At 67.4% G+C, this 24156-nt stretch carries 19 protein-coding genes and 1 riboswitch; of the genes, 10 read left to right on the top strand and 9 right to left on the bottom strand.

Annotated features, from left to right (window positions below):
* Positions 1-145: 145 nt before the first annotated feature.
* Positions 146-667 (top strand): DoxX family protein, encoded by a 522-nt coding sequence (locus tag AC0KS4_RS03685; RefSeq protein ID WP_225328115.1) that lies wholly within the window; start codon positions 146-148, stop codon positions 665-667.
* 59 nt (positions 668-726) lie between these two features.
* Here AC0KS4_RS03685 and AC0KS4_RS03690 read toward each other — a convergent pair whose 3' ends face one another.
* Complete coding sequence (locus AC0KS4_RS03690; protein WP_238958165.1) at positions 727-2106, bottom strand: flavin monoamine oxidase family protein; 1380 nt, start codon at positions 2104-2106, stop codon at positions 727-729.
* A 106-nt stretch (positions 2107-2212) separates the two neighbouring features.
* Positions 2213-3709, bottom strand: a complete 1497-nt coding sequence (locus AC0KS4_RS03695) for a potassium/proton antiporter (RefSeq protein ID WP_238958164.1) — start codon at positions 3707-3709, stop codon at positions 2213-2215.
* A 121-nt stretch (positions 3710-3830) separates the two neighbouring features.
* Here AC0KS4_RS03695 and AC0KS4_RS03700 point away from each other — a divergent pair, with 121 nt between their 5' ends.
* Together AC0KS4_RS03700 and AC0KS4_RS03705 are read left to right on the top strand one after the other, a co-directional pair.
* Entirely contained in the window at positions 3831-4535 is a 705-nt protein-coding gene (locus AC0KS4_RS03700) for a potassium channel family protein (RefSeq protein WP_238958163.1), read from the top strand.
* Between the two features lie 70 nt (positions 4536-4605).
* The gene (locus AC0KS4_RS03705; protein ID WP_225328119.1) at positions 4606-6336 is read left to right on the top strand and encodes a DUF3556 domain-containing protein; all 1731 of its coding nucleotides are present in this window, start codon (positions 4606-4608) and stop codon (positions 6334-6336) included.
* 68 nt (positions 6337-6404) lie between these two features.
* Here AC0KS4_RS03705 and metE read toward each other — a convergent pair whose 3' ends face one another.
* The 7 genes from metE to AC0KS4_RS03740 form a co-directional block, all read right to left on the bottom strand.
* Positions 6405-8675, bottom strand: coding sequence for a 5-methyltetrahydropteroyltriglutamate--homocysteine S-methyltransferase (metE, locus tag AC0KS4_RS03710; protein ID WP_238958162.1), 2271 nt, complete (start codon positions 8673-8675; stop codon positions 6405-6407).
* A gap of 130 nt (positions 8676-8805) precedes the next feature.
* Positions 8806-9017: riboswitch (cobalamin riboswitch) on the bottom strand.
* 50 nt (positions 9018-9067) lie between these two features.
* On the bottom strand, positions 9068-9709 hold the full coding sequence (locus AC0KS4_RS03715) for an SDR family oxidoreductase (protein ID WP_225328121.1): 642 nt from the start codon (positions 9707-9709) through the stop codon (positions 9068-9070).
* Between the two features lie 87 nt (positions 9710-9796).
* Positions 9797-10639: an SDR family oxidoreductase gene (locus AC0KS4_RS03720; RefSeq protein ID WP_225328122.1), complete on the bottom strand. Its 843-nt coding sequence runs from the start codon at positions 10637-10639 to the stop codon at positions 9797-9799.
* A gap of 97 nt (positions 10640-10736) precedes the next feature.
* Entirely contained in the window at positions 10737-12017 is a 1281-nt protein-coding gene (locus tag AC0KS4_RS03725) for a TetR/AcrR family transcriptional regulator (protein WP_238958161.1), read from the bottom strand.
* 138 nt (positions 12018-12155) lie between these two features.
* Positions 12156-12803: a nitroreductase family protein gene (locus tag AC0KS4_RS03730; protein WP_238958160.1), complete on the bottom strand. Its 648-nt coding sequence runs from the start codon at positions 12801-12803 to the stop codon at positions 12156-12158.
* Positions 12803-13921 (bottom strand): acyl-CoA dehydrogenase family protein, encoded by a 1119-nt coding sequence (locus tag AC0KS4_RS03735; protein ID WP_238958159.1) that lies wholly within the window; start codon positions 13919-13921, stop codon positions 12803-12805. The genes AC0KS4_RS03730 and AC0KS4_RS03735 overlap by 1 nt, the downstream gene beginning before the upstream one ends.
* Positions 13918-15093: an acyl-CoA dehydrogenase family protein gene (locus tag AC0KS4_RS03740; RefSeq protein ID WP_238958158.1), complete on the bottom strand. Its 1176-nt coding sequence runs from the start codon at positions 15091-15093 to the stop codon at positions 13918-13920. The genes AC0KS4_RS03735 and AC0KS4_RS03740 overlap by 4 nt, the downstream gene beginning before the upstream one ends.
* Before the next feature lie 215 nt (positions 15094-15308).
* Between AC0KS4_RS03740 and AC0KS4_RS03745 the strand changes: the two genes are divergently transcribed.
* The 7 genes from AC0KS4_RS03745 (at position 15309) to AC0KS4_RS03775 (ending at position 24119) form a co-directional block, all read left to right on the top strand.
* Positions 15309-17093, top strand: coding sequence for a nitric oxide reductase activation protein NorD (locus AC0KS4_RS03745; RefSeq protein ID WP_238958157.1), 1785 nt, complete (start codon positions 15309-15311; stop codon positions 17091-17093).
* Positions 17094-17125: 32 nt separating this feature from the next.
* Positions 17126-17974 carry a CbbQ/NirQ/NorQ/GpvN family protein gene (locus AC0KS4_RS03750; RefSeq protein WP_238958156.1) on the top strand — a complete coding sequence of 283 codons (849 nt, stop codon included), beginning with the start codon at positions 17126-17128 and terminating at the stop codon, positions 17972-17974.
* An 85-nt stretch (positions 17975-18059) separates the two neighbouring features.
* A complete protein-coding gene (locus AC0KS4_RS03755) occupies positions 18060-19178 on the top strand; it encodes an ABC transporter substrate-binding protein (RefSeq protein WP_238958155.1) in 1119 nt (372 codons plus the stop codon).
* A gap of 5 nt (positions 19179-19183) precedes the next feature.
* Positions 19184-20332 carry a spirocyclase AveC family protein gene (locus tag AC0KS4_RS03760; RefSeq protein ID WP_225328130.1) on the top strand — a complete coding sequence of 383 codons (1149 nt, stop codon included), beginning with the start codon at positions 19184-19186 and terminating at the stop codon, positions 20330-20332.
* Positions 20325-21329, top strand: coding sequence for an SDR family oxidoreductase (locus AC0KS4_RS03765; protein ID WP_225328131.1), 1005 nt, complete (start codon positions 20325-20327; stop codon positions 21327-21329). Before AC0KS4_RS03760 ends, AC0KS4_RS03765 begins: the two co-directional genes overlap by 8 nt.
* Entirely contained in the window at positions 21329-22543 is a 1215-nt protein-coding gene (locus AC0KS4_RS03770; RefSeq protein WP_238958154.1) for a cytochrome P450, read from the top strand. The genes AC0KS4_RS03765 and AC0KS4_RS03770 overlap by 1 nt, the downstream gene beginning before the upstream one ends.
* Positions 22544-22634: 91 nt before the next feature.
* Positions 22635-24119: an aldehyde dehydrogenase family protein gene (locus tag AC0KS4_RS03775; protein WP_238958153.1), complete on the top strand. Its 1485-nt coding sequence runs from the start codon at positions 22635-22637 to the stop codon at positions 24117-24119.
* Positions 24120-24156 lie beyond the last annotated feature (37 nt).

The raw sequence follows: 24156 nt of genomic DNA on the forward strand, positions 1-24156 counted from the left end.
GCCGTGGTGCACCCCCTTTGTGGCTTAGCTACCGATGCCGACGTCGGAACGCCCGCTATGTTCCCACACGTACCAGCGGATAAAGCGCCGTAGCTGCTCGGCGGCTCTTGTCTTGCCACCCGCCCCATGATCTAGGTTTACAGTTATGACTTCATATGACACGTTCCATGACGTCGGAGTACTGATCCTGCGGCTGGTGTTGGGCGTGACGTTGGCCGCGCATGGCTACAACAAGTTTTTCGGCGGCGGCCGCATCCCGGGCACCGCGCGGTGGTTCGAGAGCATCGGCATGAAACCCGGAAAGTTCCACGCCACCGTGGCGGCGACCACGGAAATGGCCGCGGGCCTGGGTTTGGCGGTGGGGTTGCTCACCCCGATCCCGGCGGCGGGCTTCGTCTCGCTGATGCTGGTCGCGGCCTGGACGGTGCACCGCGCCAACGGCTTTTTCATCGTCAAGGAGGGCTGGGAGTACAACCTGGTGTTGGCGGTCAGCGCGGTGGTCGTGGCCACGCTGGGCGCCGGGAAGTACAGCCTGGACCACCTGGTCTTCGGGAAGAACTGGATGGACGGCTGGCACGGTCTGGCGATCTCGGTGGTGCTCGGACTGGCCGGGGCCATCGGCCAGCTGGTCATCTTCTACCGGCCGCCGGCCAAGCAAGTCGGCTAGCTCGCTCCTCTTTCGCCCAACGTCGAGTTGTTGGGCCGACGCGCGGGCGCTGCGCCCCACTAGTCGACGTTCGAGGCCGCCACCGCCGCCGTGTCCGCCGCGGTCACCTCGGTGGCGGCGCGCTCGCCGGAGCGAATGGCACCGTCGACCCACCCGCACATGACGGCCGAGCTCTCGGTGCCGGCCCAATGGATGCGACCGCAGGGTTCGCGCATGGTGTAACCGAATTCGGTCAGCACGCCGGTGGGGGCGTGGCTGATCATGCCGCCGCCGGAATACCGCTCCATTGTCCAGTTCTGCTCGTGGAATTCGCGATAGTCGTTCGCCTTGCTACCGAAGCGATCGACGAGTTCGCCGATGACGACCGCTTTGCGTTCCGCCTCGCCGAGCCTGCCCAGCCGTCGCGCGGCGGGTCCCTCGCTGATGACGCACATGACCCCCGGGCTCCCCGCGTCGGTGCAGGCGTCGATGGTCAGGGTGGCCGGCGATCCCGGCGCGGCCGTCTGGCCGGACAGCCCGTCGGCACGCCAGAAGGGCTCGTCGTAGACGACCGAGATCTTGATGACGGCGCCGCTCGGCATGCGCTGGTGCAGGAAGGCCCGGTCCACCGGCAGGGCCGGTTCGTAGGCGATCGACGTGGCGATCGCCAGCGGGATCGCGACGATCACCCGCCGCGCCCGCACCGTCATGCCCTCGGCGCTGACGGTGACGCCGTCGGCGTCCTGCGCGATCTGCCGGACCGGCCGCGACAGGTGCACCGCATCGCCGAGTTCGGCGGCGATCTGTCGGTAGATGGCGCCCATGCCGCCGACCGGGCGGGCGTCCTGGGAGCCGCCCTTGCCCGTGATGGCGAAGGTCGGGCCGCCGGCGGATCCCGTCTGCAGCAACGCCCACAGCAACGACGTCTCTGACCCCGCCGAGGTGTACAGGCCGGACAGGGCCATGTTCAGCATTTCCCGGGCCGCCTTGGACAGCGTGTTCTTCTCGATCCACGCGCCGAGGCTGATCCGGTCCCACGAGGCGGCTTGCGTTGCCTCCCAAGGGGCTTCGCGCGGGAGCGCTTTGCACATCCTCGCGAACGACATCAGGGCGAGGCCCAGGTTGGTGACCGCCCACGGGCTCATCGTCCAGGGGATGGTGCCGCCGTAGCGGTGCTTCTTGCCGCCGACGATCATCATCGCGTCGCCGTCGTTGTGCTGCTTGTACTCCGGCACGCCGAACTCGTTCATCAGCGCGTAGATCCGGTCCTGGCCCGGGCCGATCCACGCGCCGCCGCGGTCGATCCACGTCCCGTCCGGGCGGGTCTCAGTGAAGGTGCGCCCACCGACCCGGTCGCGCGCCTCCAGCAAGGCCACCGATCGGCCCGCCTGGTGGAGCCGCAAGGCGGCTGTCAGGCCCGCGAATCCCGCTCCGACCACGCAATAATCGACCTCAGACACGGCTGGCTCCTCAACCTCGTCCACCCCAGCGGCAAACTACACCGAGCGGGTGCCGGCGGTGCGGGGTTGACGCGATTTCCCCGAGGCCGCGGGCAGCGGCGGCAGATCAGTCCGGTTCGCCGTACTCGTCGAACCAGTACGCCAGTTTGCCGCGGCGACTCACCGCGCGGAGCCTGCGCTCGGTGGGCGCCCGCGTCTTGGGTGTCGTGACGATCAGCAGCTCGTCGCCGGCCTGGATGCGGGTGTGGGGCTGGGGAACGAACGTGCGGCCCTTGCGGATGATCAGGGTGATGACGGCGGGGTCCGGTAGCCGCAACTCGAGCACCGAGACGTTGTGCAGCCGCGACGGTGGCGACACGGTCATCGTCAACAGTTCGGCCTCCAACACGTCCAGCGGCGCCGCCTCCACCTGGATCTCGCGAGTGGCTTCACCGGAGATCAGCCCGATCTTGTGGGCCAGCAGGCTCAACCCGGGGCCCTGGATCAGGGTGAAGACCACGACCAAGATGAACACGATGTTGAGCAGCCGGTAGCTGTCCGCGACGCCTTCGACGATGGGGAACGTTGCCAGCACGATGGGGACCGCGCCGCGCAGGCCGGCCCAGGAGAGGAACACCTGCTCGCGCAACGGCACCCGAAACGGGGCCAGCGAGATCAAGACCGAGAGCGGCCGGCCGAGCAACAGCAACACCGCGCCGATGACGATCGCCGGTATCAGTTCGGGGCCCAATTGACTCGGGCTCACCAACAGCCCGAGCAGGACGAACAGGCCGATCTGGGCGAGCCAGCCGAGCCCTTCGGCGAAAGACCGGGTGGCCGAGCGATGGGGCAGCCCGGAGTTCGCCAATATCACCGCGGACAGATACGCGGCGATGAAGCCGCTGGCGTGAGCGCTGGCGGCCGCGGCGAACGCCACCATGCCCAGCGCAAAGGTCGCCAGCGGATAGAGCCCGGAGGCCGGTAGCGCCGCACGGCGCATCGCGAACGCGCCGAGCACCCCGCTGAACAAGCCGACCGCGACGCCGACGACCAGCTCGTACACCACGCCGGTGGCGGCGGTTCCCGGGGCGAGTGTCAGCGGTGTCGTGCTGAACATGAGCACGAGAATGGCGGCGGGCGCGTCGTTGAATCCGGACTCGGCCTCGAGGAGGCCGGCGACGCGCCTGGGCAACGGCAGGACGCGCAGGACGGAGAACACCGCGGCGGCATCGGTCGGCGACACGATGGCCCCGAGCAACAGGGAGAGCTGCCAGTTGATGCCGAGCAGCAGGTGCGCGCCCGCGGCCGTGACCACCATGCTGATGCCCACTCCGACGGTCGCCAGCACACCCGCGGGCGCCAGCAGTTTGCGGATGTCGGCGAACCGCGTCGTCAGCCCGCCCTCGACCAGGATCACGGCCAGCGCCGTCGTGCCGAGATCGCTGGCGAGTTGGACGTCGTTGAATTCCAGCCCCAGCCCGTCGTCGCCGAGCGCGACGCCGACCGCGAGGAACAGCAGCAGGCTGGGCAGCCCCACTTTGGCGGCCGCCCGGGTGGCGACGATGCTGGCCAGCAGCACGAGGCCCCCGACCAGCAGCGTCACGTACAGCTGCTGCAAGGTCATGTTGTTTATCGCCGTTCGGTCGCGGCACAAGCCAGCGAAGTCGGGTTGTGTGCAAGTGAATCACTAGTAACACTAATGACTAGCTGGGTTACACGCCGACCAGCCGTCAGGAGAGTGGATAGTGCGCATCGGGATCGCCGGCGCGGGCGCGGTCGGTCGCTCGGTCGCACGTGAGCTACTCGAGGCCGGACACCGGGTGTTGCTGATCGAGCGCAACGTCGACCATTACGTGCCGCACACGGTGCCCGAGGCGGAGTGGTTACTTGCCGACGCGTGTGAGCTGGCGTCGCTGCAAGAGTCCGGGCTGCAGCTGTGTGATGTGGTCATCGCGGCCACCGGCGACGACAAGGTGAACCTCGCGGCGGCGCTGCTGGCCAAGGCCGAGTTCGGGGTTGCCAGAGTGGTTGCCCGCGTCAACGACTTGAGAAACGAGTGGCTGTTCACCGAGGCCTGGGGCGTCGACGTGGCGGTCTCCACACCCCGCGCCATGGTCGCCGGGGTCGAGGGGGCCATCGACGTCGGCCACCTCGTGCGGCTGATGGGCCTCGCGCATGGTCAGGTCAACCTGTCGAAACTGACACTGCCGGTGGACAACCCGCTCGTCGGCCAGCGGATTTGTGACCTGCCACTGCCGGAGAACGCCGCGTTGATCACCGTGCTGCGCGGCGGCAGGGTGATCCTGCCGCAGCCCGACGACGTGCTCGAGGCCGGCGACGAAATGTTGTTCGTCGCAGGCAGTACCGCCGAGAATCAGGTTCGCGCCCTCATCGTCCACGGCGGCCCAAGCCGGACAGCGCACGCGGTGAAATACCCGCTAGCCCAGTGAGAAACTTGCCGGCCCAGTTTCCGCCCCAACGCGTGCCACCCGCCTAGAACACGTTCTAGTCTGTGGAACCATGGGATTTCTGAAGCCCGAGCTACCACAGCTCGACATGGCCGAATGGAACAAGGGCAGCCGCAGCGACAAGATCCGCCCGATGGCCAAGCACTGGGCCGAGGTCGGCTTCGGCACGCCGGTCGCACTGCACCTGTTCTACGTCGTCAAAATCCTGCTCTACATCCTGGGCGCGTGGCTGTTCGCCTCGGCCACCCGAGGTCTCGGCGGGTTCACGCAGGTCGCGTCGTGGTGGTCGGAGCCGATCGTGTTCGAGAAGGTCGTGCTCTACACGATGCTGTTCGAGGTGATCGGTTTGGGCTGTGGCTTCGGGCCGCTGAACAACCGGTTCTTCCCGCCGATGGGCTCGGTCCTGTATTGGATGCGTTTCGGCACCATCCGGCTGCCACCCTGGCCGGACCGCGTGCCACTGACCAAGGGCACCAAGCGCAAACCGATCGACGTCGCCCTGTATGCGCTGTTCCTACTGGTGACCCTCGCGGCGCTGTTCGCCGACGGCACCGGGCCCATCCCCGAACTTGGCACGACCATCGGGCTGCTGCCCACATGGAAGATCGTGCTGATCCTGCTGCTGCTCGCGGTGCTCGGTCTGCGCGACAAGGTGATCTTCCTGGCCGCGCGTGGTGAGGTCTACGCGACCATGGCGGTGACGTTCCTGTTCGCCGCCCCCGACATGATCGTCGGGTCCAAAGTGGTGTTCCTGGTGATCTGGATGGGCGCGGCGACATCCAAACTCAACAAACACTTTCCGTTCGTCATCTCCACGATGATGTCCAACAACCCGCTGGTGCGGCCCCGCTGGCTGAAACGGCGCTTCTTCGAGAAGTTCCCGGATGACCTGCGGCCGGGGCGGCTGTCGCGGTGGCTGGCGCACCTGAGCACCGCCATCGAGATGCTGGTGCCGCTACCGCTGTTCTTTTGTCACGGCGGGTGGCCCGTCACGGTCGCCGCCGTCGTCATGGTGTGCTTCCACCTCGGCATCCTCGTCTCGATCCCCATGGGCGTGCCGCTGGAGTGGAACGTCTTCATGATCTTCGGGGTGTTGTCGTTGTTCGTCGCGCACACCCACATCGGGCTCGCCGACCTGAGGCACCCGGTGGTGGTCGCGATCCTGTTTGTCGTGATCGCGGGAATCGTTTTGCTGGGCAACATGTTTCCGCGCAAGATCTCGTTTCTGCCCGGGATGCGTTACTACGCCGGCAATTGGGACACCACCCTGTGGTGCATCAAGCCGTCCGCCAACGAGAAGATCGGCAGGGGCATCGTGGCGATCGCCAGCATGCCGCAGGCCCAGCTGGAGCGGTTCTACGGCAGCCCGGAGGCCGCGCAGATCCCGCTGTACATGGGATATGCGTTCCGCGGGTTCAACACTCACGGCCGGGCGCTGTTCACGCTGGCGCACCGCGCCATGGCGGGCCAGAACGAGGACGACTACGTCCTCACCGACGGCGAGCGGATCTGCAGCACCGCGATCGGCTGGAACTTCGGCGACGGCCACATGCACAACGAGCAACTGATCACCGCGCTGCAGGAGCGCTGTCACTTCGAGCCGGGCGAGGTCCGCGTCGTTCTGCTTGACGCGCAGCCGATTCACAAGCAGACGCAGACGTATCGGTTGGTCGACGCGGCGACCGGTGAGTTCGAGCGCGGCATCGTCCGGGTCGCCGACATGGTCACGCGGCAGCCCTGGGCCGACGACGTTCCGGTCGAGGTGGTGTCGAAGCCGGCGTAGGTCCGCGAGCGTAACCTCACTGCGAAATAATCGCTCGAAAATCGCAGTGGGGTTACGCTCGCGAAAACCTAAGCCCCCGCGCGGACTTCGTGCGCGGCGGCGACCATGTTCTTCAGCGACGCGCTCACCTCATCGGAGTTGCGGGTCTTCAACCCACAGTCCGGGTTGACCCAGAGCCGTTCGGCCGGAACGGCCCGCAGCGCCGCGCGCAGCGACTCGGCCATCTCCTCGGTGCTCGGCACCCGAGGCGAGTGGATGTCATAGACGCCCGGTCCCACACTGTTGGAGAAGCCGATCGCGTTCAGGTCGTCGAGCACCTCCATGTGTGAGCGTGCCGCCTCGATCGACGTCACGTCGGCATCCAGATCGGCGATCGCACCGATCACATCGCCGAATTCCGAGTAGCACAGGTGGGTGTGGATCTGCGTGGAGTCCGCGACGCCGGACGTGGCCAGCCGGAAAGCCCCTACGGCCCAACGCAAGTAGTCGTCCTGGTCGGCGCGCCGCAGCGGCAGCAGCTCCCGCAGCGCGGGCTCGTCGACCTGGATGACCGCGATACCGGCGGCCTGCAGGTCCACGGTCTCGTCGCGAATCGCGAGCGCCACCTGGTTGGCGGTGTCCGCGAGCGGCTGGTCGTCGCGCACGAACGACCACGCCAGGATCGTGACCGGACCGGTCAGCATGCCCTTGACCGGCTTGTCGGTCAGCGACTGCGCGTACTTGGCCCAATCCACCGTCATCGGGTGCTGGCGGATCACGTCGCCGTAGAGGGTCGGCGGGCGCACGCAGCGGCTGCCGTAGGACTGCACCCAGCCGTTCTTGGTGGCGAAGAAGCCCTCCAGTTGCTCGGCGAAGTACTGCACCATGTCGTTGCGCTCGGGCTCGCCGTGCACCAGCACGTCGATCCCGAGGTTCTCCTGCAGCTTGATGACGTCGGCGATCTCGCGCTTCATCCGCTTTTCGTACTCGGCCGCGTCGATCTCGCCGGCGACCAGCGCGGCGCGGGCCTTGCGGATCTGAACGGTCTGCGGAAACGACCCGATCGTGGTCGTCGGCAGCGGCGGCAGGTGCAGCCGCTCGTCCTGGCTGGCCCGGCGCCCGGCCGCGTCGCCCCGGTGTACGCCGGAGGCCACGATCGAGTCGATGCGGGCACGGATGCGGTCGTTGTGCAGGCGCGGGTCGCTCTTGCGGGACGCGACCGCGGCGTTGGACGCCGCGATCTCGTCGGCGACCACCTCGCGCCCCTCACGCAGCGCGCGGGCGAGCGCCACCACCTCGGCGACCTTCTCCTGCCCGAAGGCCAGCCAGCTGCGCAGCGCCTCGTCCAGCCCGGTCTCCGGCTCCAGCGAATACGGCACGTGCAGCGTCGAGCAGGACGTCGAAACGGCAACTGCGGCAGCCGAACCCAGCAGGCTCGCCAGCTTGCCCAGCGCGGCCTGCAAGTCGGTGCGCCAGATGTTGCGTCCGTCGACGACGCCGGCCACCAGAATTTTGTCCGCCAGTTCGGGGACGGCGGCGATCGCCGTGTCGGGACCGTAGACCAGGTCGACGCCGATCGCCTCGACGGGCGTGCGTGCCAGACCTGCCAACGCCGCGCCGGGGTCGCCGAAATAGGTGGCCACGTAGATCGACGGCCGGTTGCTCACCGCGCCCAGCTTGTTGTAGACGGCCTCGGCCAACGCGGGCGCGTCGGGGGAGGTGTCGGTCACCAGCGCCGGCTCGTCGAGCTGCACCCACTGCGCACCGTTGTCGGCGAGCAGCGACAACAGCTCGGAATAGATGGGCACCAGTTCCTCGAGTCGTTCGATGGGTGCGCCGGCGCCGTCGACCCCCTTGCTGAGCAGCAGGAAGGTTACCGGTCCGATGACGACGGGCCGCGCGGGAATGCCCTGTGCCAGCGCCTCTTTCAGCTCCGAGAGCACCTTGTCCGGATTCAGCGCGAACTTCGTGGTGGGTGCGATCTCGGGGACGATGTAGTGGTAATTGGTGTCGAACCACTTGGTCATTTCCAGCGGCGCGACGTCGGAGTTGCCGCGCGCGGCGGCGAAGTAGCGGTCGAGGTCGTCGGAGACCTGCGTGGCGCGGGCCGGCAGCGCGTCGAGCATCACCGCGGTGTCCAGCATCTGGTCGTAGTAGGAGAAGGTGTTCACCGGCACCGAGTCCAGGCCGGCCGCCGCGAGGCCCGCCCAGGTGTCGCGGCGCAGTGTCGCGGCGACGGATTCCAGTTCCGATCTGCTGGTGCGGCCGGCCCAGTAGCCCTCGGTGGCGCGCTTGAGTTCGCGTTTCGGGCCGATGCGCGGCGAGCCGGTAACCGTGGCGGTGAATGGTTGAGTGGTCACGTTTTTCGTCCTTTTATCAACGGTCTGGTCACCGCCGGCGGACGCGAGGCCGAACCATCTCGGGTGTGCACCACCCTCAACGGTTGCGGTCAAACGCCCATTCCACGAGGCGATGAGCCCGCCGGACGCGGCGCGTCCGGCACAGCTGGCAGGTCTTCGGACTCGCAGGCGCGCACTGTGGTGGTGCTCCTAATGGCCGTCGCTTCCCAGTCTTTTCAAGACCAGTGCTCGTGACGGCGGTCGTTCCTGCATACCGCTGCGGGACAGTCCCGGACTCTCACCGGGTTCCCTCTTGCGAAGCATGTCTAACATGTCTCGCTCGATGCCGACGCCGCGTTGTGCGGCGATGGCAGACCAGCTGCGTAGCGCAGCCTACTCCGCTGGTCGAGGGGTCAGCGAGCCAGTGCCTGGGCGATCGGGACGTCACCGTTGTTGAACTCGATGGTGCGGCCGATCGTGGAGTCATCCGCCAGTGCGGCGGCGGCGACCTGCGCGACGTCGGCGCGGGACACCGACCCTTTGGCCTGATCGACCGCGATGCGCCCGGTCGCCGGCTCGAGCGTCAGCCGGCCCGGGCCCAGCACCGTCCAGTCCAAATCGCTGGAGCGCAGATGGGCATCCGCGGCCGCCTTGGCCTCCGCGTAGGCGAAGAACGGGTCGTCTTGCGGCACACCATGATCCGGGCCGGCACCGAAGTAGGACACCATCACGAATCGCGTGACGCCCGCCTGGGCGGCGGCATCGATGACCCGGATGGCCGCGTCGCGGTCGACGGCATAGGTCCGTGCCGGGTCGCCGCCACCGGCCCCGGCGGAGAACACGACCGCGTCATGCCCGGCCAGCAAGCCGGCCAGCGCGTCGGTGTCGAGCTGCTCGATGTCTGCGGTCACCGGTTTGGCGCCGGTGGCGGCGACGTCGTCGGCGTGGTCCGGGTTGCGGAAGACCGAGCTCACCTCGTCGCCGCGTTCGGTCAGGAGGCGGGCCAGTTGCAGGGCGACCTTGCCGTGGCCGCCGATGAGGGCGATGCGAGCCATGCCCCCACGCTACTTTCCGCGAGACTGCAACTACCAACGCGAACGTCGGGTAGAGCGGTAGGCGGTTACAGTCTCGCGGGCGAGAAGTTAGAGCTTCACCTTGCCCATGATGATGTCGATGATCGGCTTGCCCGGCGCGTAGGCGCCGGTCATCGAGGCCATGGTGTGGCCCGAGTCCACCAGCAGGGTGATCCCACTGACGCCGCAGGCTGCCTCGCTGTTGAGGAAGGCCATCACGTCGCCCATCTGCTCGGGCGTGTGCACCTTGGAGCCGGTCTCGTCGCGGTAGTCCTGGGCGAAGGACAGCCACAGGTCGGCGTTGGCCTGGGCCAGCGGGGTGTCGGTGGGGCCGGGGCAGATCGCGTTGATGCGGATGCCCTTCTTCGCCAGCGGGTAGCCCTGGGTCGCCACGTAGGTGTTGATCACCTTCTTGCTGGTGCCGTAGTGGTTGATCCCTTCGGCCTCGTGCGCCTGGCACCATGCCTCGGCCGCCGCGAAGTCCGGCGTGGCCAGGAATTCCAGCATCAGGTCCAGGTCGTTCTCCCAGCCCATGCCGGCCACCGAGGAGATGAAGCAGATGGCCGAACCGTTGGGCAGTTGGTCCTTTTCCAGCAGACGGTCGATCAGGTGGCGGTGGCCGATGAAGTTGATCTTCATCAGGTCGATCGTTCCGTCGGCGACGCCGGCAGCGGAGAACACCGCGTGGATGGGGCCGTCGAGCTGCTCGAGAGCGGAATCGATGGACGCGGGGTCGCGCAGGTCCACCTGGATGGACTGGGCGACCTTGTAGTCCACGGGCGCGTAGTCCATCACGATCACTTCGGCGCCGAGTTCGGCGGCTGACTTGGCCGCGGCGGCGCCCATGCCAGTCGCGCCACCGACAACAAGAGCGCGCTTGCCGTCGTAGCGCAACCGATCGACAATGGTCATGGAAATCCCCTTCTCCGATAATGCCAACGCGGTTCTAACCGCTCAACTGTATGGGTAACAGTTATTTGGTTCAATACCGGGGCGGGTTGATTGAGATTTACTTGCCGCGGACCGCGACGCCGCGCAGCACGGTGTCACGCGCGTGCACCAGTCCCGCGCGTTTGCCGACTTCCCGCAGGATGTTCTCCGGTATCCACTGCAGGCCGACGACACAGCGGGACAACATCGCGGTGGACGGTGCGTCCACGCCTATTTCCCCGGACCGGATCCCCTCGGAAAGAAGCGTTTTCATTTGCCGCAGCCGCGTGGCGTACAGCCAGCCCGGGTTGGGCGTGTCCGGGGGCGATTGGCGCATCCAGGCGAGCTGGATCCTGAACTCGTCGGAGAAGCGGTCCAGCGCGTTGACGTTGACCCAGCTCAGCGCGTCCAGCTTTTCGACCGGGGTGGCATCCGAGCGCAGGACGCTGACCCAGCCCGCCTCGACCTTCTTGCCGAAGGATTCCATGATCGATGCGAGCAACTCGTCCTTGGATCCGATCACCCGGTACACGGTGCCGGTGCCGAGCCCGGCCGCCGAGGCGATGTCCCTGATCGTGGTGACCTCATAACCTCGGCGGCCGAATTCCGTCCGCGCCACCGCGCGCACGTGTGCCGCCTTGTCGCTGGGGTCGGCGTCGCTGTCGTCGGACCAGGTGGCGATGACGTCGTCGGCGGCGGCGAAGGCCTTCGAGCGGTCCAGCGCTGCGTCGGACGGCGGACGAGTTGCCAACCCCTGCAGGATGATTCGGCAGAGCAGCCGGGCCACCTGGTCTCCGGGAGACTTGTGGCGCATGACGTCAAGACCGACCTGCAGCATGGTCTGGCAGATGCGGTCGGCCAGTGCCGGAAGGTCGATGTCGGGTTTGATGTAGCCGCTCCACCGGCCGGCGCGCAGCGTTTGCAGCATCGCCTCCTGAATCGCCACGGGCCGCTGCTGCGTCAGCTTGATCAGCTCCGGATCCGTGCTCGGCCCCTCGTAGAAGGACATCTGCAAGGCGGCGCGGTGTTCGACGGCGCAATTGGCGATCGCCGATCCGAGCTCGATGATCTGTTCGGCGACCGGACGGGAGTCTGGTTCGTCCAATTTCGCCTGGGCGGACCGCCCGATCCGGTCCAGATCGTCTTGATAGCGCCGGATCAGCTCGACGAGGATCGCCTCTTTGGACTCGAAATGGTGATACAGGCTGCCGGGGAGAATGCCTGCGGCATCGGCGATTTCCTGTAGCGAGGTCCGCAACCCCGAGGACGCGATCAGTGACGCCGCCGTGGCGAGGATCTCGGAGCGGCGCGTCGGGGAATCGGTTGTGCCGCTGGGTCGCAGCGACTCGGCTTTCGCCATGATCAGCGGTGCACGAGCCGGGACGACTGCGGGTTGGCGAACATGCGCATTCGTCCTCTCGTACCGAACCAAATCTTTGTTAGAGGCTATCAGACCGGGCACCGTGAATGCGCTGCACAAAGCGGTGAAAGCCCCATTCTAGAGGGCCGGGCCATCCCAGCGATCGCACGCAACCACTTCCTCGACCGGCCGTCGTGGGGCCGGCTGGAAGGTGCGGCCGGCGCGGAGGCGGCCCACCGGCAGCAGGCAACCCTGAACGTAGGTTTGCGGAATTCCGAGCAACTTTCGGACTTCTTCCTCGTGGTGCAGGTGCAGGGTCGTGATGCAGGTCCCGTATCCGCGGGTGTGCAGGGCCAGCTGAAAATTCCACACCGGCGGGAAGATCGAACCGTACAGCGTTGCCAGGTGGAACGATTCGTCGCCGTCGATGCGCGGCAAGTAGGGCTGATAGCAAGGGATTACCAGCATCGGTATTGTTGCCATATTCTCGACCAGCCACTCCGTGGACGACATGACCCGGCTCTCGGGTGTTCCCGCCGGCATGAGATCGGCAATCAGCTGCCCACCGACCCGCCGTAGATAGGCTTCGCGATACAGCTCGGCGATCTTGGCGCGCACCACCGGATCCGTGATCACCAGCCAGCGCCACGACTGGGCGTTCGACCCGTTCGCGGCCTGCAGGCCGATCCGCAGGCACTCGCGGATGTCGTCGAGGTTGACGGGCGCGTCCAGGTCGAGCGACTTGCGCGCCGACGGGGTCGCGGTGAGCAGATACTCGATCTCCATCAGTGACGACCTCTCTTCGCAAGGTGCGCACCGATTTCGGTGAGGTAGCGATCGGGCGCGTCGAGAAATGCGCTCCAGCCCAGCAAGCGCTTGAGATAGAGGTGAGCGTCGTGCTCCCAGGTGTAGCCGATCCCGCCGAACACCTGGATGGCGGTGTCGGCCACGGCGGCCAGCCGCCCGGCGAACGCCTTGGCCCGCAGCGCGGCAAGGTGTCGCTCGCCGGATTGCCCGTCGGTGCCGGGCAACGCGTCGCTGGCCCACAGGGCGTGGATCACCCCGCTGCGGGCCAGCTCGACGGTTTCATACATGTCGACGCACAGATGCTGGACCGCCTGGAACGAGCCGATCGGCTGACCGAATTGCGTTCGGGTCTTTGCGTATTCGATGGCGAGGTCCATGACGGCGCGTGCGGCGCCGAGCGCATCGGCGGCGGCCGCGATCAGCACGTCGTCGATCACCGCGGCGATCTGTTGCGCGGACGCGGGGCCCAGGCGCCGGGCGGGCGCCGCGTCGAACGCGACGCGAAAGTGCTTGCGGGTCGGATCGATGCCGGGTTCGGCTGCGACCGAAACCCCCGGCGAGCCTTTCGGCACCGCGAAAAGCCCGGCGTCGCCGGCATCGACGGCGAATGCGAGCAGGACGTCAGCGGCAGCGGCGCCCGGTACGCCGGTGACCTCGCCATAGAGCACCATGCCGTCATCGCGCCGGCCGGCGGTGACGGACGCGTTGCCGAGGTCCAGGAAGCTGACGGCGGCGATCGTGGTGCCGTCCGCGATACCGCGCAGCAGTTTCGCGGCGGTGTCGTTGGCGCCCAACAGGTTCAGCGCCCGTGGGGCGGCCACCGCGGTCGACAACCACGGCCCCGGATGCAGCGCGGCGCCCAGCTCTTCGGCGACGATGCCGGCCTCGACCATCGTCATGCCGGCGCCGCCGCAGTCCTCCGGCACCAGCAGACCCGTGACGCCGAGACCGGCGAGACCGCGCCAGACCGATGCGTCGGTCCCGGTCGGGTCGTCGAGCAGCGGGCGAACGTGATCGGAGATCGATGCCTTTTCGGCGACGAAGCGCCGGGTGGTGTCGCGCAGCGCCACCTGTTCGTCGGTGAGTTCGAGGTTCATTTGCGCGGCAACCCCAGTACCCGTTGGGCGGTGATGTTCTTGTTGATCTGGCTGGTGCCGCCCGCGATGGTCAGCGCGCGCGACGTCAGACGGTAGTCCGCCCACGACGCGCCGGCGTCGCGGTTACCCAGCACGTCGAACGCCAGGGCGGCCAGGTCCTGCCCGATCTCGCCCCACACGGTCTTGGCGAGGCTTGCCGACCCCAATGCGTCACCGCCGTGCATCGTGGCCGAGATCGAGCGTTGACACAGGACTTCGAGATACTTGATGCGGACCGCGATTTCGCCGAGGCGCCGCAGCGTGACCGGATCGTCCAGCGCGCCGGTGTCGGCGGTGGCGAGATCGTCCACCAGCTCTTCGAGCCGCACCTGCATCTCGGCGTACAACCGGGCGGCCCCGGCGCGCTCGTGGCTGAGCGTGGTGGTGGCCACCTGCCAGCCCGCATTGAGTGGCCCGAGCAAGGCGTCCGCGGGCACCCGCACGTCGTGAAAGAACACCTCGGCGAAGTCGGCGTCGCCGTTGAGGGTGACTAGCGGGCGTGCCTCGATGCCGGGCAGGGTCATGTCGACGATCAGGCAGGAGATCCCCTTGTGCTTGGGAGCGTCGGGATCGGTGCGCACGTAGAGCTGACACCAGTCGGCCCGATGTCCCAGCGACGTCCAGATCTTTTGGCCGTTGACGATGAAGTCGGCTCCGTCACGCACGGCGCGGGTGCGCAGCGCCGCGAGGTCGGAGCCCGCCTCCGGTTCCGACATGCCCTGGCACCAGATGTCGTCGGCGCGCATCATGCGCGGGAGCAGCGTGCGCTTCTGGGATTCGGTGCCGTATTGCATGATCGCCGGCGCGATGTTGTTCAACCCAATGACGTTGAGCGGCACCGGGGCTCGGGCGCGGGTGGTTTCCTCGGTGTAGACCAGTTGCTCGAGCACCGTCGCGCCGCGGCCGCCGTACTCAGGCGGCCACGACACCGCGGCCCATCCCGCGTCGGCCATCGTCGCGTTCCACACCCGCAGCTTCTCGAACGCGGCGTCGTCGCGCCTAGTGGGCCGGCGGGCGGCCACCAGCTCGTCGGTCAGGTTTTCTGAAAGCCACTCACGCAGCTCGATGCGGAACTGTTCCACTTCCGCCGGGTATGAGAAGTCCACTTTCCCGGACTTTACGGTTGGGCCCATGCTTGGTCAATGATGTCGGCTGCCACGCGGGATGCCGTGGCCGGCACCGGTGACCACCGCCGCCTGGCGGTGAAGTCAATCATGATGTGCTCCTGACTAACTCGTGTACACGCGCGGTGACGCCGCCTCTTGTGACGGAAAAGCCGATTGACTGCACTCATGGCGGACTTTACGGTGGAACAGATATTTGGTCAACGACGGTTCGGAGGGCTGGCGTGGCAGACGACGCGCGCGGTGACCGGGTGCAGGGGCTCGGGATGCTGGCCTCGGCACTGGCGGGCCGGGCGGTGGCCGTCGCCGAGCTGCGGCCTGGTGAATCCGCGTGGACGGACGGCCAGACGATCTACATTGACCCCGCCGCGCCAGACCGCGCGCGGCTCGCGTCGGTCGCGGTACAGGCCTCGATGATCGCGGCCGGCAGTCTGGATCCCGACGTGGTGCGCGCCTTGGTGCGCCACCCGCGGCTGGCCAGACGCTATCTGGCGGTCGAGGGTCATCGCGCACTGGTGAGCAACGTCCATCTGCTGCCGGGCATCCTGTCGCCGGTCGGTGATCGCGCCGTCGCGGGTCGCAGTGACTCACCCGCAGCGTCGTTGCGCATCGCCGCCGCGCGGGGGGCCATCGAGGACCCGCGACCGGAATTCGGCGTGATCCGTGCGGCGAAGGTGGCGGCGGCGGCCTCCCGGGTGTCCGCGCAGCAGAATCAGGCCGAACCCCAACATGTTCCGCGAAATTCGAGCAACCAGAAGCGGGAACTCGAGGAGCTCGACGATGGTGAGGTCGACGATTCCGACGACCCGGACTTGTTCACCAGTCCCGTGGGCGGGGGCGGCTTCATCGGCAAATGGCTGAAAAAGATGCTGTCCTCGGCGCGCAGGACCGGGAGCGGCGGCGGGCCGCCCGGCGCGGACGGCCCCACTCATCGCATCAGTTCCACCCGGCGCGGCGCCTACGCCGTGGCGTCGCTGGCGCCGGCCCCCGGCGACGAGGGGCACGATGAGGACCCCGCCGCGGACGGTGTGCGGTATCCGGAATGGGATGTGGCACACAGGAATTACCGACCGGCATGGTGCACCGTGCGCGAGATCGAACCGGAGATCAACGCCACCGCGACGCAGGCCATCGACGACGCCCTCGGTGTGCGCCGTCCGCTTTCGCGGCTCGGCATGGGTCTGCATCGCCGGCACCGGCAGTCGCAGGGCGACGACATCGACATCGACGCGGCCGTCGAAGCCCGGGTCGAAGTGCGGGCCGGGTCGGTGCCCGACGAGGCGGTGTACCTCGACAGCCTGCGGCGCCGACGCGACCTGTCGGTGCTGCTCCTGCTCGACGTGTCGGGGTCGGCGGCCGAGCCGGGAACGGTCGGGCGGACGGTGCACCAACAACAGCGCGCCGCGGTCGCCAACCTCACGGTGGCCCTGCACGACCTGGGTGACCGCGTCGCGCTTTACGCGTACTACTCGCAGGGTCGGCGCGCGGTGAGCATGGTGCCCGTGAAGCGGTTCGACGACCATTTGAACGCCCAGGTCATCCGGCGGCTCAACAGCCTGGAACCCGGCGCGTACTCGCGGCTGGGCGCGGCGATCCGCCACGGTTCGGCGGTCTTGGAGGCGCGCGGCGGAACGTCCCGGCGGCTGTTGGTCGTGCTCTCCGACGGCCTCGCCTATGACCACGGATACGAGCGGGCCTACGGTGCCGCGGACGCGCGTCGCGCGCTGACCGAGGCCCGCCGGCGGGGGACCGGCTGTGTGTGCCTGACCATCGGCGCGGGAACCGATGTGCAATCGCTGCGCAGGGTGTTCGGCAGTACCGCGCACGCGACGATCGCCCGCCCCGATCAGCTGGCCGGTGTCATCGGACCGTTGTTTCGGTCGGCGCTGCGCTCGGCGGAGGTTCGCCGCAGGCCGTCGCTGATGTCAAGTCCCAGAACACCGTTGGCGAACCAACTCGCCGGACCCGCTCGTCGCGGCCACTTGAAAACAAACATCTGTTCCGGATAGGCTCCAATCGCCGGACGATCTGAAGGGAAGCTATGGCCAACGAGTCCGGGCTTGCGTACTTCAACCGCGGTCCGTCCGACGCGGACGCAAAGGGAGTGCGGCCCTATTACCAGGCGGTCGGCGGCGAAGAGTCCGTCTTCAAGGCGGCGTACCGCCAGGGCCTGTCGCTGGTCCTCAAGGGCCCGACGGGCTGTGGGAAGACCCGATTCGTCGAGGCGATGGCCTACGACCTGGGCCGGCCGCTGATCACCGTCGCCTGCCATGACGACCTGACCACCGCCGACCTGGTCGGGCGGTATCTGCTGCGCGGTGACGAGACCGTCTGGGTGGACGGCCCGCTGACCCGGGCCGTGCGCGAGGGCGCGATCTGCTACCTCGACGAAGTGGTCGAAGCCCGCCAGGACACCACCGTGGTCCTGCATCCGCTCGCCGACCACCGGCGCCAGCTGCCCATCGAGCGACTCGGCGTCACGCTGGACGCGGCCCCCGGATTCGGCCTGGTGGTGTCGTACAACCCCGGGTATCAGAGCGTGCTCAAGGATCTCAAGGATTCGACACGTCAGCGCATGGTCGCGATCGAATTCGACTTCCCCGCAGTCGATGTCGAAGAGGGAATCGTCGCGCACGAGGCCGGCGTGGGCGCTGCCACCGCGGCCGAGTTGGTCCGTTTCGGTCAGGCGATTCGCCGGCTCGAGACGGGCGGATTGCGTGAAGTCGCGTCGACGCGCGTGCTGATCGCGGCGGGCAAGCTGGTGGCCGAGGGGCTGAGCATGAGGGAGGCGGCCCGCGCGGCCATCGCGGGGCCGCTCACCGACGACGTGGCGGTGGGCAAGGCCCTGGGCGAGATGATCGAGATTTACCTGGGCGAGCACGACGATTGACGCTGCATATCGCCCCCCGCTAGTGTCTGAACAAATATTAGGTTTTTTATTTGGGGACGCGCGAACATGCCACCCGGGAGGTCAGATGTCCTACGAAAGCAGCGCTGAGCCGATCAAGGTCGGCTACCTGATGGATTTCACGCTGCCGCCGGGGTTTCCCGATGATCTGTTCGCGTCCTTCACCCAGACCTTCGACCTCATCTTCGAAGAGGCGGTCGCCCAGGGGCTGATGGACCGTCCGGTGCAGATGATCTACCGCGAGGTGGAGGGCCTGCCCAAGGGTTCGGTCAAGGCGGTGATCGATGCGTATGGCGAACTGGTCGACGAGGGCTGCCTGGTGGTCTTCGGCCCCAACATCACCGATAACTGCGTGCCGTTGCGCGAAGCGATCGAGGAGCGGTTCAAGGTGCCCGCGATCAGTGTGACCGGCACCGACGATTGGCTGGGCGAGTGGACCTTCGCATTCCCCCAGGGATCCATGACCGATGAACCCATCTTCCTGGCCGACCTGATCGCCAAACGGGGACTGGCCGAGATCGGTGTCCTGGTCGAGCAGAGCCTCATCGGCGAGAGCTACCTGAAGAACCTGCGAAGTGCCTGTCGGCGCAAGGGCATTCGGATCGTGGCGGAAGCTGAAATCGCCCAGACCGCCCAGGACATCAACGCTGCGGTGCGGACGCTGCACGAGGCGAAGGCCGAGGCGATCGTGCACCTGGGATTCGGATTCGGAATCGTCTTCATCAACCCGGCCCTCGAGGCTCTCGCCTGGGACCCGCCCCGTTTCACCACCACCGCGTGGCAGAACGCCTGGGTGAACCCGATCATGTGGAACGCGTTCATGGGCTGGATCGGTGTCGACCAGTACGACGAGGCGAACCGGATCGGCCAGGACTTCCTCGACAGCTACGCGAAGCGGTACAACGGCAGCCGGCCCGAGTTCTGCGTGACCGTGGTGAATCGCGACGTCGCCGCGACACTCGTGCGCGCGTTCACCGACGCGCACCCGCTCAGCCCGCGCGGAATCAAGGAGGCGCTGGAGCGGGTGAAGATGATGCCCGCCGCCTCCGGGGCGCCCGGAACCCGGATCTCCTTCGGCAAGTGGACGCGGCGGGCATGGATGGGCGCCGGGTATCTCGTGGCCCGCACGCTCGATGCCGATGGCGTCAACTCGCACCTGGTTGATCGCTTCGGCGAGGAAGGCTGACGACGATGTCCACCGAACAGTCCACACCGCCTGCCGCGCAACAGGAAGCGGTTTCCCCGCCGCGAACCAACAGGCGCGGCTGGGGCGGCTGGATCTCCGGCGCCGCGCTGGCCGCCTTCGTGTTGTTCTTCATCGCGAATTGCCGGGTGGCCCTTGACCCGCGCGTGGCGAATCCGAACGTGCAGGGGCGGCCGCGCCCGGTGAAGTTCATGTTCGGGCTGGACTACATCGACTTCCTGGACTGGGCCACCGTGGTGGCGCTGATCGTGCTGTTGATCGTCTTCATCAGGGGCTGGCGCCGCAACCCCGGCAGCCCGGCGATGCTGATGTTCTTGTGCACCACGCTGATCGTGTGGCAGGACCCGATCATGAACTGGTCGCCATTCGCGGTCTACAACCCCGATCTGGTGCACTGGCCGGAATCCTGGCCGCTGGTTTCGCTGTCGCCGACGGTCGAGCCGTTCGTCGTCTTCGGTTACGTGATGTTCTACTTCGGCCCCTACTTCCCGGCCGTCTGGCTGCTGCGCAAGCTGCAGGCGAAATACGGGCCCGCGAGCTATGCGTCGCGGCACCCCTTGGTGTGCCTGGGTCTGATCACCCTGGTGATCGGTTTCGTTTTCGACGCATTCCTGGAGAACACCCTCGTCCACTGGGGCATGTACATCTACTCGCAGGTCATTCCGTGGGGATCGGTGTTCACCGGCACGACATTTCAGTTCCCGTTGATCTGGGAGTCGTTCTCGGTGTGCTTCGTGATGGTGCCGGCCGCGATCCTGTGCTATCGCGACGACACCGGGAAATCGGTCGCGGAAAAGCTTGCCGCAAAGGCGAAGTTGTTCCCGGGGCGACCGGTGCTGGGCACCTTCCTGGTGATGTTCGTCATCATCAACGTGTCCTACTTCGCGTACGGCGGCTGGTTCTGGGTCATCAAGGTCAGCCATGCCGCCACCTCGGTGGCCTGCCCGTGGCCGTACCCCGAGGCCAAAGTCTATGACCCGCAAGGTTTCTACGAGAAGGCCGGCGCGCAAGGTCCGTTCTCGGTCGGCATCTGGTCGACGTGGGCGAGCGGAGAGCCCAACGGTCGGCCCCACGTCGAGCCCCCGCCACCGGGCGAAGGCGCGTGCGCAACCCCCGCACCGAGCAACCATGGCTGAGCCGCGCACGGTCGTCATCACCGGCGCGTCGCGCGGGCTGGGGTTCGCCTCGGCGGTGCGGCTGTATCGGGAAGGGTGGCGCGTCGTCGCGGCCATGCGCACACCCGACCAGGGAATGCCGCTGCTGCGTCAGGCGATTCAGGACCAGGGGCTGACGCCGTCCGACGACGAACGATTGATCGGTGTGCAGCTCGACCTGACGGACACCGCGTCAATCACCGCGGCGGCCAAGGCAATCGAGGAAGCCGTGGGCGCACCGTATGCGCTGGTGCACAACGCGGGCATCTCCGCGGCCGGAATGGTGGAGGAAACCGATCTGGCGTTGTGGCAGCGCATGCTTGCTACCAGCGTGCTGGGGCCTGTCACGCTCACCCAGGCTCTGCTGCCGTCGATGCGGGCGGCGGGTGCGGGGCGAATTGTGTTGGTGTCCAGCGCCGCTGGAGTGCGCGGCCAGCCCGCCACCGCGCCGTACTCGGCGGCCAAGGGGGCGCTGGAGCGGTGGGGGGAGTCGATGGCGTGTGAGATCGCGCCCTTCGGTCTCGGGGTCACCGTGGTGGTCGCCGGCACGTATGACACCGAGATCATCACCGACGCCGGCACCACCGACGATCGCGACTTCGCCGGCCCGTACGCCCGGCTGCACAACACCATGAACAGCCGCGGCCGCTTCGCGATGAAGATGGCCCGGCCGCCCGAGCGCTTCGCCGACGGCCTGCTGAAGGCGCTCGATGACCGGGAGCCGTTTCGCCGCCGCGGCATCGGCCCGGACGCGTCGATCCTGCTGGCCGCCAACAGGATCCTGCCCGCCTCGGGCATGCACCACCTGTCGCGGATCGTGCTGGGCATACCGAGACAGGGGTCGATGCGGGGCGGGGCGTGGCCGCTGACCGCCAGCCAGAAGGCGATGGTGATGGCCGCGAAGATCCTTCCGGCACCGGTGCTGCAGCGCCTGGCATCGCTGGCGGCCAAGCGCCACAAAGGAAACGAGGGGGAATAGTGGAGCAACTTTTCGACGACTTGGAAGACTTCGGCGCGTTCGACGACGCGGTCTCGGGCGACGTGCGCGACCCGTACACCGAGCTGGCCCGGCTGCGCCGCGAGGAGCCGATTCAACGCCTGGACACGTCGGGGATGCCGCATGAGGAATCCAAGCCCGTCTTCATCGTCTACCGTCACGAAGAAGCCCAGCAGATGCTGCGCGACAACGAGACGTTCTCCTCGGCGGCCGTCATCGCCGCGTTCGGCCCGGTGCTGGGGGAGCGCGTCATGCTCGGCATGGACGAGCCGGTGCACGGCCGGCTGCGATCACTGGTGTCCAAGGCCTTCTCGCAGAAGGCCTTGGCGCGGTGGGAAGACGAGCTGGTCGGCCGCGTGGGCAACAGCCTGATCGACAAGTTCGCCGCCCACGGCAAGGCCGATTTGGTCAAGGAATTCACCTTCGACTACCCCAGCCAGATCATCGCCGGCCTGCTGGGCCTGCCGCAGGAGGACTACCCGCAGTTTCAGCGCTGGTCCATCTCGCTGCTGAGCTGGATCCTGAACCCGGAACGCGGCCTTGCCGCCTCGGCCGCGCTGTGCGACTACTTCGCGCCGATCCTCGCGTCCCGCCGCGCCGAGCCCCAGGACGATCTGATCAGCGCTCTGTCCCAGGCGGAGATCGACGGCGAGAAACTCGAGGACGAGGAGATCTACTCGTTCCTGCGCCTGCTGCTGCCCGCCGGGGTGGAGACGACCTACCGGTCGCTGGGCAGCCTGCTGTTGGCGCTGCTGTCCGACCCCGTGCAGCTCGACGCCATCCGCGCCGACCGGTCGCTGCTGCCGCAGGCCATCGAGGAAGGCGTGCGGTGGGAACCGCCCCTGCTGACCATCACCCGGGTGGCCACCCGCGACACCGAGCTCGGCGGGGTGCCGATACCGGCTGGTTCGACGGTAATGCCGATGCTGGGTGCGGCCAATCGGCAGGAAGACCGCTATCCCGAACCGGACACGTTCGACATCTTCCGCGCACCCAAGAGCCACCTGGGCTGGGGGCACGGTGTGCACGTCTGCCTCGGCATGCACCTGGCGCGGCTCGAGATGCGCACCGCCATCAACCTTTTGCTCGACCGGCTGCCGAACCTTCGGCTGGACCCGGACGCGGACGATCCGCACATCCGCGGGCAGGTTTTCCGGTCGCCGACGTCGGTGCCGGTGCTGTTCGACCCGCACTAAGCGGCCCCGCGGCCGGCTACACCTTGCCAATCGGCTAGTTTCCGGTAAGGCTCTCCGTAGCCCCTCAACGACCCAGAAGAGAGTGACAGATATGACTGAGGCTGTAAAGGTCCGCTTCGAGCCGAAGATGATGATCGACGGCAAGCTCGTCGACGGGCAGGCCGGCACCTTCACCAATATCAACCCGGCCACCGAGGAGCCGCTCGGCGAGGTTGCCGACGCCTCGAAGGAGGACATGCAGCGGGCCATCGACGCCGCCCGACGCGCCTTCGACGAGACCGACTGGTCGACCAACCGCGAACTGCGCAAGCGCTGCCTGTTGCAGCTGCACGAGGCGATCGAATCGGAGAAGGAAGAACTGCGCGAGGAACTCATCCTCGAGGTCGGCTCGCCGCGGGCCATCACGTTCGGCCCCCAGTTGGACGCCCCGCTGGAAGACGGGCTGCGCTATCCCGCCCGGTTGATCGACGAGTACGCGTGGGAGACCGACCTGGGCGACAAGGTCATCAGCCTCACGGGCACGCTGACCACCCGCAAGGTATGGCGGGAGCCGGTCGGTGTGGTCGGCGCGATCGTGCCGTGGAACTTCCCGTTCGAGGTCACCCTCAACAAGCTCGGCCAGGCGCTGGGAACCGGCAACACGGTGGTGCTCAAGCCGGCGCCGAACACGCCGTTCAACGCCACCCGGCTCGGCCGGCTGATCGCCGAGAAGACCGACATCCCCGCCGGCGTGGTCAACGTCGTCACCGCGTCGGACCACTTCGTGGGCGAGGAGCTCACGCTGTCACCGAAGGTCGACCTGATCTCCTTCACCGGTTCGACGGTGGTCGGCAAGCGGATCATGGAAAAGGGCGCCGCCACCATGAAGCGGCTGTTCCTCGAGCTCGGCGGCAAGTCGGCCACCATCGTGCTGGAGGACGCCGACTTCGGGACGGCCTGCATGGTCGGCATCGCGCCGTGCATGCATGCCGGTCAGGGTTGCGCCAACCCGACCCGGCTGCTGCTGCCGCGGTCCCGCTATGACGAGGGCGTGGAGATCCTCAAGAACATCTACGAGAACGTCACGTGCGGCGACCCGCAGGACCCCGGCACGCTGTGCGGCCCAGTGATCTCGCAGCGGCAGCTCGAGCGGGTGACCGGCTACATCAAGAAGGGTGTGGAAGAAGGTGCCACCGCACTGGTCGGCGGTCCCGACGCGCCGACGGGTTTCGACAAGGGATACTTCGTGCGGCCAACGCTTTTCACCAACGTCGACAACAAGATGACCATCGCGCAGGAAGAGATCTTCGGCCCGGTGCTCTCGGTCATTCCGTTCGACGACGAGGAGGACGCGATCCGGATCGCCAACGACAGCGTGTACGGGTTGGCCGGCAACGTGTTTGCGGGTTCCCTCGAGCGTGCGCTGTCGGTGACCCGCCGCATCAAGGCCGGCTTCATGGGCGTCAACGGTGGCGCCCCCTACGGCGCCGACACCCCGTTCGGTGGTTACAAGGAAAGCGGCGTGGGTCGCCAGAACGGTGTCGCCGGGTTCGACCAGTACACCGAGATCAAGTCGATCGCCTACCCCGCCGGTTGAGGGCGGCGCGACTTGGTCGCGCCACCCAAAACGGCTG

It is taken from the genome of Mycobacterium sp. NTMscope_MAC_12 (genome assembly GCF_976985675.1).